The following is a 16,195-nucleotide window of genomic DNA, read 5'->3' on the forward strand; positions in this document are numbered from 1 at the left end:
CCTACCGGTAGTGCCACCGTGGCAGCGCCTGCCACACTTTTGCTTCGGCAAGAAGCGTCCATCGTTGCCTGTGATCGGTTCAGACCCCGTGGTTCGATAGTCCCGCCCGGCGCTGCGCCAGGAGTACCTCGATCACCATCCTGTCGCGGGCCGCCGCAAGTTCGCCCCTGCTGCGCTCGGCAGACATCGCGCGGCACCCCTCTTCCATGGCCCGAATGAATTCAGGCGTGAACTCTGGCGGTTTCACGTGAGAGAGAGACGGTTCGCTACCCTGATAAAAGCGCTCGAAATAAGCGCCAATACCAGAGGGGTTGCCCATGTTGCGCACCATACAGGGGCCAATTGCGCTCCAGCGTGGAGCGAGACCATTCACTACTGCGGCATCGATCTGCTGGGGCGTTGCGTGGCCCTCAGCAACCAGATGCATTGCCTCCCGCTCCAGCGCCGCCTGGAGATGGTTGGCGATGAAGCCAGGGATCTCATGATCCATGCGAATGACGACTTTCCCAATCGACTGATAAAACGCCTCTGCAGCGGTGAGTGCTTCCTTGCTGGTGTGGGCTGCACCGGCGACCTCGACCAGGGGAATCAGATAAGGCGGGTTGAACGGGTGTCCGATGACGACGCGCGGCGATCGCGAGCCCTCTGCCTGTAGATCGGCGATAGTGAACCCGGAGGTGGATGTGGCGATGACCGCATCGGCAGGCACCAGCGGTTCGATCTCGGCATAGAGTTTTCGCTTTAGCTCCAACCGTTCGGGAGCACTCTCTTGCACGAAATCTGCGGCAGTCACTGCCTCCGCCGCTGTCTTCACCCAGGTCAGGCTGCCGCGATCCTCGGCACGGGCGCCAAGGCGCTCCTGCGTCGGCCACGCCGTCTTGAGGAGTTCATCGAGGCGATCTTTAGCGTCCGCCGCCGGATCCCACACGACCGCATCGAGCCCACGCGCCAGGAAGTGCGCGACGAACCCGCCGCCAATGATTCCCGTGCCGATGCACGCTACACGGCGGATCCGATCTGGCCCACGAAAAGCGCTCATAGCTTGGCCTCGTCTAGGTTGCGTTTGCCAAGTTGATAAATTGCCATTTGATTGACCCTTCTCTCGCATCGGGAGTTTACGTAGACCCTGTCGGCTTATGCTTCGGCTGGGCCGCGCCGACGGATGAAATCCATTCGACTTTCACGTCACTAAATCTGCTTTCAAACCATCGCGGTGGTCGACCCCGCGCTATCTACCCTTCCAAACAGGGGAGCGCTTTTCCGCAAAGGCCCTAGCTCCTTCAAGGCTGTCCTCCGATCCGTAGAGTACGTCGACGGTCGCGAGCTGACGGCGTGTCAACCGGTTCATGGCGTCCTGAAATGACAGCGCTTCAGATACGCGCGCCGTTTCCTTGATAGCCGCAAAAACCAAGGGCGGGCCGTTAGCGAGCAGGCGTGCGACCTCCCAGACCCGCGCCTCGAGTTTTTCCTTTAGCAGCACTTCGTTCACCAGGCCCCAGCGATGCGCCTCAGCAACATCCATCCAGCGCCCCGTGAAGAGAAGCTCCATTGCAATGTGATAGGGCATGCGTTTCGGCAGCCTGACCGATGCCGCATCCGCCAGCGTTCCTGCGCGAATCTCTGGCAGCGCAAAGGAGGAATGATCGGAGGCATAGATCAGGTCGCAGGCAAGCGCCAACTCGAAGCCACCGCCCACCGCCATGCCGTTGACGCAGGCGATCACAGGTTTGTTGAGGCCGCGCAATTCCTGCACTCCGCCGAAGCCGCCGATGCCCCAGCCACCATCCGCCGTCTCGCCCTCCGCCCTCGCTTTGAGGTCCATCCCGGCACAAAAGAATTTGTCACCGGCTGTCTTGAGAACAGCGACGCGCAAATCCGGATCGTCACGAAACGCCTTGAAGGTTTCGCCCATCAACCACGACGTCTTGGGATTGATGGCGTTAGCCTTGGGCCGGTCCAGGGTGACTTCGAGAATTGCCCCTTCGCGATGGGTCCTGATTGCATCAGACATTTTTGTTTTCTCCGTATACGAGCAATGCATCCGCAATCCAGGCACCTTTGCCTTCGGCACAAACGATCAGCGGGTTGATGTCGAGTTCCTCGATCTTGGCATTCTGCTGCACGAAGGCAGCGATGCCCGCTATGGCCTCGATTGCTGCCGTCACGTCGGCCTTCGGCCGGCCACGGTACCCTTCGAGCAAAGGGTAAAGCTTAAGGCCGCGCAACGCTGCCTCGATGTCACTGTGTGTTGCGGGCAACATCAGCGTGGCAGTATCGCGCAAAAGCTCGACTAACACACCGCCTGAGCCTAACGTCATGACCGCGCCAAAGATGGGATCACGAGTGAATCCGACGATAAGCTCGGCGATACCATCGCGCACCATGCGCTCAACATATAGCTCACTGGCGAGAGGCAGCAGATCGCGTGCCGCGCTGTTGATGCTTTCAACGTCCCTGAGGTTGAGCCGCACCGCCCCGACCTCAGATTTGTGGCTGACGCCGAGCGCCTTCAGTGCGACTGGGAGTCCAAGCGCCTGGGATGAGTTCACCGCCTGGGCCGCACTACCAACGCGCAAGCCTCTGGGAACTGGCAGCCCGGCCTCGATCAGCCGCGCCTTCGCTTCTGCTTCATCAAGCGTAGTACGGCCGACTGCGCGTGTGCCCGAACTCGCCGTGTTAACCGGTTGGGCCTCTGGCTCACGCCAAGCAGAACCAATGAAAGCGGCCGCTTGGGCGGCATCCAACGCTTCCGGAACGCCGAACAATGGTGTGATGCCCCGCGTCATCAGTTCGGCAGCATAGTCCTCAGGCATGTTCTCGTGCAGCGACGTGACGATTGCTCCATTCGCCTTGTTGGTCTTCAGCGCGGCTTCGAATGCGCGCACGATCGTCCAATAGGGACCAGCGTTCGAACAGCGGTCGGGACGCTGGAAGTCGAGAACCGCCATGTTGAGATCAAAACCGCCCGACACCATTGCGGTGAAGGTCGTGGTCAACGCCGGCTCGTTGTTCCAGGTGAATGTGTTGTAGTCGAGAGGGTTGGCCACCGCCACCAGGGGCCCGAGCGTTGATCGAACACGTGCGCGGTGCTCGTCAGTGAGGCCAGGGAAACGCACCAGGCGATCTTCCGCGGTGTCGGCCATTATTGAAGCTTCGCCACCGGAGTAGCTCATCGACGACAGGCGGTATCCCGACAACGGTCCGGTGACGTGCAACAGTTTCAGCGTCTCAATAAAAGTTGGAAGGGAATCGACCCGGGCGACTCCGAGCCGCTTCAGAAACGCACCGGATGCGGCGTCCGAGCCAGCAAGCGAAGCCGTATGCGAGATTGTCGCCAATCGCGCCTGCTCCGAACGGCCCGCCTTCATGGCGATAATTGGCTTTCTCAACTCTCGCGCCCGTGCCGCCAGTCTTTCGAAACCGGCCACTGAGTCGAAGCCTTCGATGTGCAGGCCGAGCGCGGTTACGCGCGTGTCTTCGATGAGGCCGAGCACAATTTCAGAAAGGCCGGTCTGCGCCTGATTTCCAGCAGTCATTAGAAACGCAATAGGTAAACCGCGCTTTTGCATCGTCATGCTGATGGCGATGCTGGAGGACTGCGTAATGATGCCGACGCCACGTCCCCCCTCGGCAAGTCTGATACCGCCGTGCTGATCGGGCCATAAAAGCGCGCCGTCGGCGTAATTGATCAAGCCGTAGCAGTTTGGACCGATGATCGGCATTTTGCCGGCCGCGGCGACGAGTTCGGCCTGCAGTCTCTCGCCGTCCGCATCATCGGCTTTGGCCTCAAGGAAGCCGGCGGCAAAGCACACAACACCTCCGGCATTACGCTCAGCCAGCGCCCTGACCACCTCGATGGTGAGGTGTCGGTTGACGCCGACCCAAGCAGCGTCTGGCGAGCCGGGCAACTCGGCAACGGAACGATAGGCTTTGCGGCCGGCAACCTCGTCTTTGGTGGGGTGGACGGGCCAGATCTCGCCAGCAAAACCTATCTTGATTGATTGCGCGACGACAGTGGCCGCCTGCTTGCCGCCGAATACGGCGACCGATTTGGGCCGCAGAAGACGCTCAAGCTTGTTCATTGATCAGCCCCCTTTGCGCGGCATCGCGAGCCTGCGAAACGAGATAGAGGCAGTTTCGATGCTGCTCCCGATTGTTCTCGATGCGGCGCATGCGCCCGGCCGGAAGGTGTGATAGCGCAGACGGAAGGGCTAAACACGACATTCGCATTCAACAGGTTACCGGAGTTGTTCTTCAATTGACTTGCTCGGCGCTGAGGCCTCCCAGGCTGGCAAGTCGCGTCAGATGATGATCGGCATCGCCAAAAAGCATGTCGAGCATGGTCACATGCTTGAAATAGTGGCCGATGCTGTACTCCATGGTCATTCCAATGCCGCCATGGAGCTGGATCGATTGATGGCCGATGGCCTTCGCAGATCGGCCGACCTGCACCTTTGCGGCCGAAGTTGCACGCTCGCGTTCCGTCGCCTCGTCCTCGCCCACCATCATCGCGGCATACATGGCCATCGAGCGCGACTGCTCCAATTCGACAAACATGTCGACCGCACGATGCTGCAGCACCTGGAAAGTACCAATCTTCTTGCCGAACTGCTCGCGCGCTTTCAGATAGTCGAGCGTGATCTGCTGCATTCTTTCAAAACAGCCGACAGCTTCCGCGCAGAGCGCTGCAACCGCCTCGTCGACTACCCGGGAGATGATTGGAAAAGCCTTTTCCGGATCGCCTATGACGTCAACATTCTTAACGCGTACATTCTCAAGTGTGATCTCGGCCGCACGCAGAGCATCCTGGGTCGGATAGCCACGGCGGCTAAGGCCAGGCGCATCGGCGTCGACAAGGAAGAGACCGATCCCATTCTTCTGTCGTGTATCTCCGGACGACCGCGCAGAGACGACAATCTTATCGGCAGTATCGCCGTGAAGGACGAGGCACTTGGTGCCGTTCAGTATCCATTCGTCGCCGTCTTTCTTCGCCTGCGTTTCGACGTCGAAAAGATCGTAGCGCGACTGCGGCTCGGCATAGCCGAAGGCGAGCTTCAATCGACCTTCCGCGATACCGGGGATCAGGTCCGCCTTCTGCGCTTCGCTCGCTCCAAGCCGAAGTAGCCCCCCGGCAAGGACAACCGTCGCCAAGTAGGGCTCGAGGATCAGCGACTTCCCGAACGCCTCCATCGCAATCATGGTCTCGACGGCGCCGCCGCCGAAGCCGCCATGCTTTTCCGAAAATGGCAATGCAAGCAGCCCGATTTCGGCGTACCGCGCCCACATTGCGTCGCTATAGCCTTTCGGATCCGTCTGATAGATGCGGCGCTTCTCAAAGCCGTAGCTGTCCGCCAACAGGCGCTCGATGCTGTTTTTGAGGAGTTGTTGTTCCTCCGATAGATCAAAATTCACGGTCGAAATTCTCCTGAATGAGAGGCGCCTGGCCGGTCTCCGTCGAGCATCAGAGGCCGAGGATTGCTTTGGCGATGATATTCTTCTGAATTTCTCTCGACCCCGAATAGATTGACGCCGCGCGGCTGTAGAAATAACCGGGCGCGATCGTCGCGGCCCAATCGGGGCCGATCGGCGGCTCGTTACCTTCGATTTGGTCTTCCGAACGATACGGAAGGGCGTAAGGACCGACCACATCCATCAGAAGCTCCGCAATCGTCTGCTCGATTTCGGCGCCCTTGAGCTTTAGGATGGAGCTTGCGGGATCCTGTGCACCCTTCTGCTCCTTCGAGGCGTTCGCTAATACGCGAAGCTGCGTCATTTCGAGGGCCTTCAGCTGGACTTCAACAGCGGCGATCTTCTCCCGAAACGAGGCTTGGTCTATTAATGGCGCCCCGCCGGCGCAAGATCGCGCGGCAAGGTCCTTGATGCGACGGATGCTTTCCTTGGAAGAAGTTACCCCGGCATCGGAAAACCGCTCGTTGGCGAGAAGAAACTTTGCGTAGCCCCAGCCCTTGTTCTCCTCGCCGACCAAATTATCGACCGGAACACGAACGTTGTCGAAGAAGATCTCGTTGACTTCGTGACCACCGCTGATCAACTCGATCGGGCGCACTGTAACGCCAGGTGTCTTCACGTCGACCAGGAGGAAAGAAATTCCCTGCTGCTTCTTCGCTTCGGCATTTGTCCTCACCAAGCAGAAGATCCAATCAGCGTATTGCGCCCAGGTCGTCCAGGTCTTCTGACCATTGACGATATAGTGGTCGCCCTCACGCACGGCTCGCGTTCTGAGCGAGGCGAGGTCGGAGCCGGCACCCGGCTCTGAGAAGCCTTGGCACCACCAATCCTCAGCATTGGCGATACGTGGTAGATAGTACTTTTTCTGCGCCTCGTTGCCGAAGGTGTAGATTACGGGGCCGACCAGAGACTCGCCGTAGCCAAACTGCGTCCAGGCGGGAAACGCTCGCACCTCCTCTGTAAAAATGTAGTATTGCACAGGGGTCCAGCCTGCTCCTCCGTATTCTTTTGGCCAGGTGGGGACGCCCTTCCTGTAGAGGATGCGCACTCCGGCGGCCTTTTCGTGTTTCGAAAGCTTACGCCCTTCAGCCAGCTTGCGCCGTAGCTCCGGCGGCATGTTAACCCGCAAAAGCTGGCGCACTTCTTCGCGGAACGCCCGCTCTTCTGCTGTGAACGCGATATCCATTGATCTTTCCGGTGAGCAGATTAGCTTTGATTTCAGCGCTGCCGGATGCTGGCGCCCACGCGCTCCGGACGAGGCAACTTGGCGTGCCGCTCGGCAAGCTCCAACAATCGCTCGCGCACAACAGCCCGCACCGGCGCGCTACGTCGCCTGGTGGCATCGACATGAATGAGCATTTGCTCGGCCATGGCGACCGGCTTGTCGTCATGCTCGCGAATGACAACATGAAAGACATGAAGGCGCTTGTCTTGGGCGCCGAGCACCTGCGTGAGCACCTGAGCGCAGTCACCAGCACGCAGTTCCCCGAGATGGAAGAGGTGCGTCTCGACTGTATAAAAGGCTCCGCACTTGGACCGATACTCGCTATCCACCCCGACGTAACGTTCTAGGATACCGGTGGCCTCGCTGCAGAGCTGGAGGTAGCGACTTTCATTGACATGTCCGTTGCTGTCGAGCCAATCAGAGGGCATCTGAACGGGCGGCATCCGCAGTGGTCCTGAGCCGCTGTCGATCTGGACATTGTGATCGCGTAGTCCATGCTCCCAAAGCGCAAGTGTCTTTCCAGCACCCTGTCCCTGTGTACGCAAGCCCTGCAGTATGGCCACATAGCAATCGTCGCGTTTCTGTTCGAACTCGAGACTAGCAAGCTTCTCGCCTCTCGCGTCCGCTTGCTCAGCGAGCTTATCAAGGAGGGCGTTTGTGAGCTCTGGTACGTCAGTGAGCTTCGACCACGGGCACTTCAGCGTACCCCCCCATTGCTCCATAAAGCGGCGCATGCCGCCCCCCCCGCCGGCAATGCTGAAGGGACCCGTAATCGCTCGGCGTAGCCCGAAGGAGTAGCGGACGGCGTCATCGACCTCCTGCAGAGTGGCCAGATCATCGTTCACCAGCCACATCGCCTCGCGCCACATTGCTTCCTGGAGCCTGTTTGCGATAAACCCGTCCACCTCCTTGCGCACGACGAGCGGGTGCATTCCGAGCCCGCGGTAAATCTCCGCGGCCCGCGTCAGCGCGTCAGGTGGCGTGCGCTGTCCGGCGCACAACTCGACCAGCGGCAGCAAGTACACTGGGTTGAAAGGGTGCGCGACGAGGAAGCGCTCCGGCCGATCCATCTCGACCTGCAGCAAGGACGGACGCAGACCTGACGTCGACGAGCAGATCAGGGTCTCCGGTGCAGCGGCTCGGCTGGCAGCCGCGAGTAGCTGCCGCTTCAGCTCCAGCCGTTCCGGCGCAGACTCCTGTACGAGTTCGACGTCACGCACCGCGTCCGCAACCGAATCCACAACCGACAGAACACCTTCCGGCGGCAGCGGGAGGCGCGTCAATCGCCGATATGCACGCCGCGCATTGGATATCTGCTGCTGCACTTTTTCAACAGCGCCAGGCGCAGGGTCATGCAGGCGCACGCTCACTCCATTAAGGATAAAGCGTGCGGCCCACCCGCCCCCGATCACTCCGCCGCCCAACAACCCCACAGTTCGCGGCCGCTTTTCAAACATGGTTCCTGGCCTCATCAAAGATGGACTTTGAGCACGAGCTTCGCGCGCACAAGCGCGCCCGCCATGTCCGTCCGCCTGGCGTCCGCGAACTGGGGGAATTCAGGCCCACCCAGCACGACGTCTCCGCCTAATCGTCTCGTTAGGTTGATCTCGGGATCTAAATCCGACCCTCCGATGCGCCGCACCACCTCGCGATGGAGCGCCGGATTGCGGGTGCCTGGGCGGGTTTTGTGATCACCGACATGAATGTGCACTACAGCTGCCTGTTCGAGCGGCGCCTCGATCGCCGAGTCCGCTATCTGCTTAGGGACCGCCGTCACATGCGGGCGATGCTCCACCGCCTCCCCAGCCCCCACAACAGCGCAGGTGATGAACACCTCGGAAGTCATTCCCGCCCTCTCCCGTCGCTGCAGACCTGGGCTGCCCAAAGCCCGGCGGCGATAGGGTTTTATCGAAAGAAAACGTACTCCGGCCCTCGATCTGGATTTGACTAATAAAGCCGCGCGCCAAGCAGAAATTCTGCGCTCTATCGACAAAGGATGAAGTTTTGTCGCGCAGGTCCCGAGGCCGATGCAAGGAAGCAACCGCCTATCGATCGGACTTGGCCGATGTAAGATCAAAGGACAGTGGAGATCTCTGCGATGGGTCTCTCGAGCCGAAGCGGGTGCTCGCCCATCTTAAGCACCAAACAGCACTGGCAGGGAGCACGCAATGATCTGTCGACGCGAGAGGCAGTTTGCGTATGTCCAGATTTGAGGCCTCCCGTGCCTCATCGAAGCAGTAGCGCGTCAACGCCAGCGCCAAACACCGAGCCAGCGTGAATAAGTCCAGCGTCATCTTCGCATGACGATGCACTGCATCCATTTGTGCGAACTGCCCTGTCCGATGAAACTCATCGGCTAGCGACTTGGCGACGGAAGAATCGACCGGGTCGAAGAAAAGGGGCCACTCCCGAAGGAGTGGCCCGCAAGTTTGGGAGGAACGCCCCCACGCGAGAACCGCTGAAATCAGGCCGCAGCCTGGTCAAACGGCGAGATGCAGAGCGAGCACTCGCCTTGAATCTCTATAGTCAGTACCCTCGCGTCAGATCGATCACATTCTGCAATGGCTTCTTCTCGATGAACCGTTGCAGATTAGCGGCGAATATCTCGAACAGGCGCGCGGAGTAGTCGCTCGGATACCCTGAAACGTGGGGAGCGACGAGAACATTAGGCATTGTCCAGAGCGGACTGTCGGCCGGGAGCGGTTCTTGCTCAAATACATCGAGAAGGGCCCCTGCTATGGTCCCTGCTTGCAGTTCCTTCACAAGCTCGCTCTCCGCAACGACAGACCCGCGAGCAATGTTAACCAGAAATGAACTGCGCCGCATAAGACGAAGCTGTTCACGGCCGATTAGCTTGGTCGTTTCGGGAACGAGGGGAACGGCAAGCACAACGAAGTCGGAGAGTTGCAAAAGCTCTGCAAGGCCATCGGGCGGGAGGAGCCGGTCGACGCCCTCCACTGGCGTGCTGACGTCGCGCTTCGTGCCGAGCACTGTCATCCCCGCGCCTTTGCCGCGGCGGGCGATGGCGGCCCCGATCGAGCCCAGCCCGACCACGCCGAGCGTCTTCTGCGAAATCGGCGGCACCGGTCGCGTGTGCCATTCCTTGCGAGACTGCTCCTGCATGAACCGCGGGAAGTCCCAGTGCATCATGCCAATGCCCGTCATTACAAAATCGGCGATGGAATCACCATGGACGCCCCGAGCATTGGTGACCATGAGATCGCGGATACGGTTGCAAGTCGGCAAGATCGCGTCGATGCCTGCAGAGGTCGACTGGAACCAGCGCAGCCGACGGGCCTTGTCCAAGACCTGGGGAGGAAAATCGATGCCGGAGCCCACAATGACATCCGCATCCGCCACTTGGGATTCTAACGACGCAGTATCCTTGGCGCTCAAGACGCGCAACGCGGGAAAGCGTTCACGGGCGAGGCGAGCAACCTCGGAACCATGGACCAAGACAGTGACGGCATCGCTGGCCGAAGATGTGGAGGATGTCATCACCAATTCGTCCTTGTTACTCGAGTAAACCGAAACGATTCTTGAGCACTATCGTGCCCTGCTCTTCCCTCAGCTGCACAGGTGATGAACACCTCGGAAATCAATGCACCTTCTCCTGTCGTTGGAAGCCCGACCTGTTCCCGATCCGGGCTCGGCGATAAAATTTGTCCGGAAAGTTTTAGTCTGCTGAGGGATCGGAAATTGACCAATGTGGTCGGTTACAAGCCGAAATTCTGCGCATTATCTGCAGAAAATGAAGCTTTTATCGCCTCGGGCGATAAGCTAGCGCAAACAAGCGTTATGAAGGCTTAGCCGCATCCATTTCCAGATAGCCACCGCATCCATCACCAAGCGCGCCAGGGCCATGCCGGCCGGCCAGATGAGCAGCGCACGTCATCCGGCGCACCAGGTGCGCGCCTTGAGGATAAAGCAGGTACCGCATTTGCGCAGCCGGGAAGACGTCGCTTGTCCAGACATCGACATCAGTTGAACCCGAGCCGTGGAAGGGGGCGAGGTCGGGAGATCATCTCAGCCGCTTTGCTCTTCTCGATGCACGCCAACCACTCTCGTTTCTGCTGCTCTCCATCGCGCCAGAAGGCATGAGCGAGCAAGGCCCCGCAGCGCGGCCTAGATCCGCGTGGCCAGCAAAAGCAGCAGCCGCGGTCCATGCCGGCACCAACCAATAGCGTCAGACAGGACGAAGGCTGGTGAGGGCATTAAGGATCATCGCATTTCACCGCTGATCGCTCTCTTTACTACTCCTGCTTGTATAACGTACAAGTCTGCCGGTTCGGGGAGAACGGAGACCTCGAGCCATTGGGTTTGGGGGCCTGAGATCAATGCAAAGCTCAACCGGCCGCTTCGAAGAGGTGCAAAGTCAATGCTCTGGCGGCCTACGACTTACGGCGAGCGCGCATTTCTACATATCTACGAGGCGCTAGGTCGCCATGTGAGCGTCGATGCATCATTCGGCGCAACGCTGGACTTTCTGGTGAACGAGCGATCGTTCCAGGAATTCGCGAAGCTTCATGCGACGATTGAAACATTCATCAGATGCATGCGGGCGGCGGTCTATCTCCAGCCGGAAATCGGCCACCTTGCGCCAACCGACTACGGCAAACAACTGGGCAAGCGCGACTACGTACCTCGCAGGCTTTCGTCCGACCGCCGATTTTGTGAATTGCTCAAGCAGACCGCAATAGTCAGCTTCGAGGCAAAAGACGCTCCGCCTGCCGTCGCCAGGGATATCAAACATGAGACCTCACGATGCTATCTATGCGGAATCAAGCTGGCGAAGACCGGGCCACAGCATTCCAAACCAACCGTGGAGCACTTGTGGCCTTTGAGCCTGGGCGGCGAGTCGATTGAGGAAAACCTCATAGCCGCCTGCCACGATTGCAACACCAAGCGCGCGAATTCCATAACCTGGGCTTGGGGGCCGGTACAGTCCACCGACTATCGACATGATCCGAAAATCAATCCGGACGTTCAACTACGCATCTCATTGGCCATGGCCAAACTGATGCTGGAAGCCTCCGGAGAGCGTCGGGGGGGTCGTTGTTCGCTGAAGGAAGCGGCGCTGCGGCTCGCTCCGCTATTTCCCAATCTCGACATCAAAGATGGCCGGCATCGGGTCTATTTCGAATTATTAGATGAAGTGAGGAAAGCCGGATGAAAAGTCCGTCAAAGACCAAGACATTTGATTATTTCGCTCTCAGCTACTCGCAACGAGGAACAAAGAACTCTCCAAAGTTCATCATGTTTCACGCGCCAGCGGCTGAGATTATCGAATGGGCTGATGTTGATCGGCTAAAGCCAGACAACCTCACCGGAGCGCAGCGCCCTCTTCGAGATCTGAAAGTTAAGAAGGTCGCAAAATTTCTCGACGCAGACCCACGTAACACCATTCCGACCGCTGTTGTGGTCGCTCTCGATGCTGATGCGGTCAGCTTTACTGGAAATGCAGACAAGAAGGATCGCGGGCAATGCGGTAAACTCGTCATTTCACTCAAGGGTACGGAGAAGCCGGGCCTCATCATTGATGGTCAGCACCGCGCCTTTGGCGTGGCAAAGCACAGCGCGATGCTTCAACTGAACGTGATTGCATTCATCGGCGGAGATGATGCCGAACGCGCATTCCAGTTTGTCGTGATCAACAATAGCGCAACGCGCGTTTCCAGAGATCACATCAGGGCACTCAATCTCGCGTTCGATAAGGACACGCTGAACGATCGACTGGTGCAGAGTGCTGGCGTAACGTTGGGAATGAAGGATGCTAAATTCGAAGATTACACGTTCGTAGATAGCATCCCGCCGTTCAAGGGGCTTTTGGACTGGCCGACCAACAAGCATGGCTATATCGCGCCGAACGCGATCGAGAGTGCCTTGGCCGAGACACGGGACCGAGCGACGTTGCTAGGTATCGAAGACCTGGAGCGCGACTTCTTTCTCGCGATCTGGATGCGAATAAAAGAGCGGTTCGGCCCCGCCTGGCGGGCGAACACGCCGGACAAGCCCAGTCACCTTTTGCAAAAAGTCTCCATTATTGTCCTGACCATATATGTCTTAGACAGCCTTGAGGCAGCACAGCGGATGTCCGATCAACCGCTGGACTTCGCCAACGAGGAGATTTTTGCGAGTTCGGTCGATCGCGTTCTGAAGCGCATTCCACTCGAGTTCTGGACAGTCGAATGGCAGCAGAAAGAACTCGACACCGGCGCCGGGCGCGATGTCTTGCTGGAAGCATTGAAGACCATCGATTCAAACGCTCGTTATGGCCGTCCGTGGTACGACCGTGTCGCACTCGTTGATCCCGGAGACCTAACAGACCAATATGATCGGCCACACGCCCCGAAGAAGAAGGTCAAGAAGGCGACCAAGAAGCGGGCGTAGGACGAGATGTAAAGAGAGGCCGGGCCCACCGGCTTCTCATTTTTTGGTACAAGGCAGGCGCCTACGTCTGGACCATCGCACAGCAGGCCCGACGGCGCCGACCTGGTGTCCTCGCCCTCCGGATCAAGCGGAGGCCGAAGCTTCCAATGCTGTAGTATTTGCCTGCATTTCTCGACATGGAATGCATTGTCCTTCGTACTTTATCGAGGGGACGCGAATTCAGCCAACGTTGGACGACCGGCGATCTGCTGCGAAGACTGCGGATTAAATTCAGTTGCTCAGCCGGCAAGTGCGAGTTCACCTGTGATCCGCTGCTGGCGAGCGAGCCGCAGTTGGTATTAGCCCCCTTGAGGTCCGGTCCACCGACCTCCTCCAGGCTCAGTTCGCGACGACCTCTGCAACGATTTCGTCGAAGCGAGCAATCTGCCGTGTGCTGCTTGCATCAATTCCCGTCACCCAATAAGGCTCAAAGTCCCGGGAAAATAGAATGCCAAAAAACCGGCCGCCATTGCCGACTGCACGTCGCGGTCAAACTGGTCCCCGACCATGAAGCATCGCTCACGCATCCAGCTTTTCGCTTCAAGTCGAGGTAGACCTCCACGCTCTTGCGTACCGAAATCACCTCAGTGATCAGGCTATCGAGCCCATGCTCTGCGAGGAGCGATGACATCGCTCGGGTCGCTCCTGCGTCACGATGGTTATAGGAACAAGAACTGCCGAAATGGCCTGTAGCCCCGCGCGCCTCCCCTCGCGAAGAGACGGTATTCGCTTCACCGAGTCTAGAAATTGTGCTTGCACCCGCGCGAATTCCCCAGCGATCTTGGCATCTGGACGGGTGACAAGTTCCACCACCTCCGCGATATCCTTCCCCGCAAGCACCAGGGCCAAGCCTTGCGCCAACAGACCCGGAGGATATCGCAAATGGTCCGGATGAACCGCAGCGATTCGTTGATCGACGATACGCAGGAATGCAAGCCCTCGATCTTCGTCGTCTGGCGCGTCGTAGCCCGTGACTCCGTTCCATTTCTCGCAACATCTCCAATTGAGCAGTCGCAAACACGGCGTCGGTATCCCAAAGCGTGTTATCGGCATCGGTAAAGAGATGAGCGCGGTTTGCCACAGGGCTCACTTTTTTAGAGTTGGTGGGGCTGCCGGCTCGGCCGGAGACTCCGGCGGCAAACCAAAGTGACGTAGGCTTGGCTTAGCCCGCCTACCAGATAAGCTTTCAAGGACATTCACAGACGCCTAAAAAGTAAACGAAGCCATTCTATGAACTTTGCGACGCCCGATAGTGCGGCCGAGCGCTGTTCCACAACTCGTTTCTCGACAAAAGTCCAGGAGAGATACGCGGCTGCACCTGAAGAGACGACGCCATAGGCGATGTTCGAAAGCCAGAAAGTCCCGCCTGGAAGCAATTGAAAGGCTGCCTGTTGGAACGGGAAGGCATAGATGTAGATACCGTATGAGTAATCGGCGCCGCGCACCAGAAGTATTCGCCTTGGATTCAGTAAACCCAGGTACGTTGTTGAGTAGGCGACGAAGGGCGCCTCGAGGTAAGATATCGCTCTGGAGTAGAAGAGCACTAAGGAAAGTGTGAAGCTCAGAACGAATAGCGGAAACGAGAACGGCAGCATGTTCCGGAGTAGATAGATTGCAACTCCGAACATGAACGGGAGAACCATCTCTCCGTGGCTAACGCCGTAACTGGGGGAAGTGATTCCCTTCGCTGAAAAAGAGAGCATCGCCAGGATGGCTACGCTCGTGAAAAGGATCGGCCTCTTGGGGAGCCCAGCTATTCCCAAAACTGCAATTGCTACATAGCATTCTAGTTCAAAGGGAATAGTCCAAATTGATCCGTTCACATAGTTCGGAGGAGATCGGTTCTCGAACACGCCGGGAAGGTAGATGTGCACCCAGCCTACTATACTGCCCATGTAGCGCCAGAATTCTGCATGGGAAAAATAGTCGGTTAGAGAGAGCGACGTTAAGAACGCGCCCAACAAGAGTGCGGAAATTAGCGTCGAAACGGAAAGGGGTGGAACAATTCGCAAAAACCTGAGGGTCAGAAATGCAGGGATTGTGTTGCGTTCCAGACTTCCCGCGACCAGGAATCCGCTCATGGCAAAGAAGCTTGGAACGACAAATTTCAACACCGGGTGCAACGGACCATCCCACATCCGCAAATGAATCTGCATCCCGTAGCATATTGATATGCTGTGGACCGCGATGACGATGATCGACAGAAAAAGCCGAAGATAATCGAAACCGGATGGCCGATTCTCTGCTCGGGTCAATTGATCCGAGATCGTCTTGTCGCGCAAGGAAAACGGTGACCATCTATTCATAACTTTCCGATCCCCGTCGTACTTCTAACCTTGTTCGTCTTTGTGAAGTGGCGCATATGCCATGGCGAATGGACATCGGAAAGCCGGCGCGACGCGCGAATTCCGCGTCGCGACGAAACGGATTTCGCCCCGGTAGACAATAGATCAGTGCCTGGTGGGTCAGATCGACATATCGACTAACCTGTCCGGCGCGCGTGGTGGGTACTTCGTTCGGCTCGGGCAATCCCTCTGATGGTCCGCCAAGCACACCCTCGGCTCACGCAAAGGTCGAGGAACCGGTGCTGACATTCTTATCAACTCGCCATTCTCTTTCTCTTTGCCCTTGTCGTACACACCGCGCTCGCGCATCCTGGTCACGCTGATCGCGACAGGCACCAGCTTATGAAATGTGATGTCGCGTTTGCCATCAAGAAGGATAACGCCGTTGAGTTCGATGACTGCGGGTCTACATTTAACAACACTCGACCTCAGTCAGTGTTGATACTCTCAGAAGCAACGGTCATGCCAACGCCGTTTAAGCGAATTTGATACGTATTTCGAGGGCCGCAAACGGCGGCGGGTGTCTTGAAGCCGACAGCCGTCGCAGCGCTGTCAGGAACCCGACAATGATCATGGGCCTCCTCCGAATTGATGAACACCTCCTCGCTCAACTGTCCATCAATTCATTGGAGTTGGTTCAGTGGTCACACCACACCAAGCGACGGCGTAATGCGGCATGAGGGAATATCCCACCCAAAAGTTGCGCACGGAGTTCAAACTGGTCGGC

General features: G+C 58.1%; 12 protein-coding genes. 2 read left to right on the forward strand and 10 right to left on the reverse strand.

Translation table 11 applies throughout. The features are described 5' to 3' along the window. Positions 1 to 79 precede the first annotated feature (79 nt). The 8 genes from I3J27_RS33900 to I3J27_RS33935 all read right to left on the reverse strand — a co-directional run bounded on the left by I3J27_RS33900 (position 80) and on the right by I3J27_RS33935 (position 10,192). On the reverse strand, positions 80 to 1,039 hold the full coding sequence (locus tag I3J27_RS33900; protein WP_270163202.1) for a 3-hydroxyacyl-CoA dehydrogenase NAD-binding domain-containing protein: 960 nt from the start codon (positions 1,037 to 1,039) through the stop codon (positions 80 to 82). A gap of 189 nt (positions 1,040 to 1,228) precedes the next feature. Next, positions 1,229 to 2,011, reverse strand: coding sequence for a carnitinyl-CoA dehydratase (locus I3J27_RS33905; RefSeq protein WP_270163203.1), 783 nt, complete (start codon positions 2,009 to 2,011; stop codon positions 1,229 to 1,231). Further along, positions 2,004 to 4,082 (reverse strand): acetate--CoA ligase family protein, encoded by a 2,079-nt coding sequence (locus tag I3J27_RS33910; RefSeq protein ID WP_270163204.1) that lies wholly within the window; start codon positions 4,080 to 4,082, stop codon positions 2,004 to 2,006. Before I3J27_RS33910 ends, I3J27_RS33905 begins: the two co-directional genes overlap by 8 nt. Before the next feature lie 172 nt (positions 4,083 to 4,254). Further along, positions 4,255 to 5,412 (reverse strand): acyl-CoA dehydrogenase family protein, encoded by a 1,158-nt coding sequence (locus I3J27_RS33915; protein WP_270163205.1) that lies wholly within the window; start codon positions 5,410 to 5,412, stop codon positions 4,255 to 4,257. Between the two features lie 49 nt (positions 5,413 to 5,461). Then, complete coding sequence (locus I3J27_RS33920) at positions 5,462 to 6,655, reverse strand: acyl-CoA dehydrogenase family protein (protein WP_270163206.1); 1,194 nt, start codon at positions 6,653 to 6,655, stop codon at positions 5,462 to 5,464. Between the two features lie 32 nt (positions 6,656 to 6,687). Next, on the reverse strand, positions 6,688 to 8,151 hold the full coding sequence (locus I3J27_RS33925) for a 3-hydroxyacyl-CoA dehydrogenase NAD-binding domain-containing protein (RefSeq protein WP_270163207.1): 1,464 nt from the start codon (positions 8,149 to 8,151) through the stop codon (positions 6,688 to 6,690). A 14-nt stretch (positions 8,152 to 8,165) separates the two neighbouring features. Then, entirely contained in the window at positions 8,166 to 8,540 is a 375-nt protein-coding gene (locus tag I3J27_RS33930; RefSeq protein WP_270163208.1) for a 3-keto-5-aminohexanoate cleavage protein, read from the reverse strand. Between the two features lie 680 nt (positions 8,541 to 9,220). After that, on the reverse strand, positions 9,221 to 10,192 hold the full coding sequence (locus I3J27_RS33935) for a D-2-hydroxyacid dehydrogenase (RefSeq protein WP_270163209.1): 972 nt from the start codon (positions 10,190 to 10,192) through the stop codon (positions 9,221 to 9,223). Positions 10,193 to 11,072: 880 nt separating this feature from the next. On the opposite strand from I3J27_RS33935, the gene I3J27_RS33940 reads away from it, so the two are divergent. Both I3J27_RS33940 and I3J27_RS33945 read left to right on the forward strand, forming a co-directional pair. Then, entirely contained in the window at positions 11,073 to 11,867 is a 795-nt protein-coding gene (locus I3J27_RS33940; protein ID WP_270163210.1) for an HNH endonuclease, read from the forward strand. After that, on the forward strand, positions 11,864 to 13,084 hold the full coding sequence (locus tag I3J27_RS33945; protein ID WP_270163211.1) for a DGQHR domain-containing protein: 1,221 nt from the start codon (positions 11,864 to 11,866) through the stop codon (positions 13,082 to 13,084). Before I3J27_RS33940 ends, I3J27_RS33945 begins: the two co-directional genes overlap by 4 nt. Before the next feature lie 452 nt (positions 13,085 to 13,536). Here the strand turns inward: I3J27_RS33945 and I3J27_RS39290 are convergent, their stop codons facing one another. Both I3J27_RS39290 and I3J27_RS33950 read right to left on the reverse strand, forming a co-directional pair. Then, entirely contained in the window at positions 13,537 to 13,650 is a 114-nt protein-coding gene (locus I3J27_RS39290; protein ID WP_370691908.1) for an HAD hydrolase-like protein, read from the reverse strand. Between the two features lie 669 nt (positions 13,651 to 14,319). Continuing rightward, entirely contained in the window at positions 14,320 to 15,429 is a 1,110-nt protein-coding gene (locus I3J27_RS33950) for an acyltransferase family protein (RefSeq protein WP_270163212.1), read from the reverse strand. Positions 15,430 to 16,195: the final 766 nt, after the last annotated feature.

The sequence above is a fragment of the Bradyrhizobium xenonodulans genome (genome assembly GCF_027594865.1).
GTDB classification, from domain to species: domain Bacteria; phylum Pseudomonadota; class Alphaproteobacteria; order Rhizobiales; family Xanthobacteraceae; genus Bradyrhizobium; species Bradyrhizobium xenonodulans.

Excerpts from the sequence above, each read along its gene's own strand:
- I3J27_RS33925 (WP_270163207.1), bottom strand. The coding sequence starts at position 8,151 with ATGTTTGAAAAGCGGCCGCGAACTGTGGGGTTGTTGGGCGGCGGAGTG.
- I3J27_RS33930 (WP_270163208.1), bottom strand. The coding sequence starts at position 8,540 with ATGACTTCCGAGGTGTTCATCACCTGCGCTGTTGTGGGGGCTGGGGAG.
- I3J27_RS39290 (WP_370691908.1), bottom strand. The coding sequence starts at position 13,650 with ATGCGTGAGCGATGCTTCATGGTCGGGGACCAGTTTGACCGCGACGTG.
- I3J27_RS33945 (WP_270163211.1), top strand. The coding sequence starts at position 11,864 with ATGAAAAGTCCGTCAAAGACCAAGACATTTGATTATTTCGCTCTCAGC.
- I3J27_RS33950 (WP_270163212.1), bottom strand. The coding sequence starts at position 15,429 with ATGAATAGATGGTCACCGTTTTCCTTGCGCGACAAGACGATCTCGGAT.
- I3J27_RS33940 (WP_270163210.1), top strand. The coding sequence starts at position 11,073 with ATGCTCTGGCGGCCTACGACTTACGGCGAGCGCGCATTTCTACATATC.
- I3J27_RS33905 (WP_270163203.1), bottom strand. The coding sequence starts at position 2,011 with ATGTCTGATGCAATCAGGACCCATCGCGAAGGGGCAATTCTCGAAGTC.
- I3J27_RS33920 (WP_270163206.1), bottom strand. The coding sequence starts at position 6,655 with ATGGATATCGCGTTCACAGCAGAAGAGCGGGCGTTCCGCGAAGAAGTG.
- I3J27_RS33935 (WP_270163209.1), bottom strand. The coding sequence starts at position 10,192 with ATGACATCCTCCACATCTTCGGCCAGCGATGCCGTCACTGTCTTGGTC.
- I3J27_RS33910 (WP_270163204.1), bottom strand. The coding sequence starts at position 4,082 with ATGAACAAGCTTGAGCGTCTTCTGCGGCCCAAATCGGTCGCCGTATTC.
- I3J27_RS33900 (WP_270163202.1), bottom strand. The coding sequence starts at position 1,039 with ATGAGCGCTTTTCGTGGGCCAGATCGGATCCGCCGTGTAGCGTGCATC.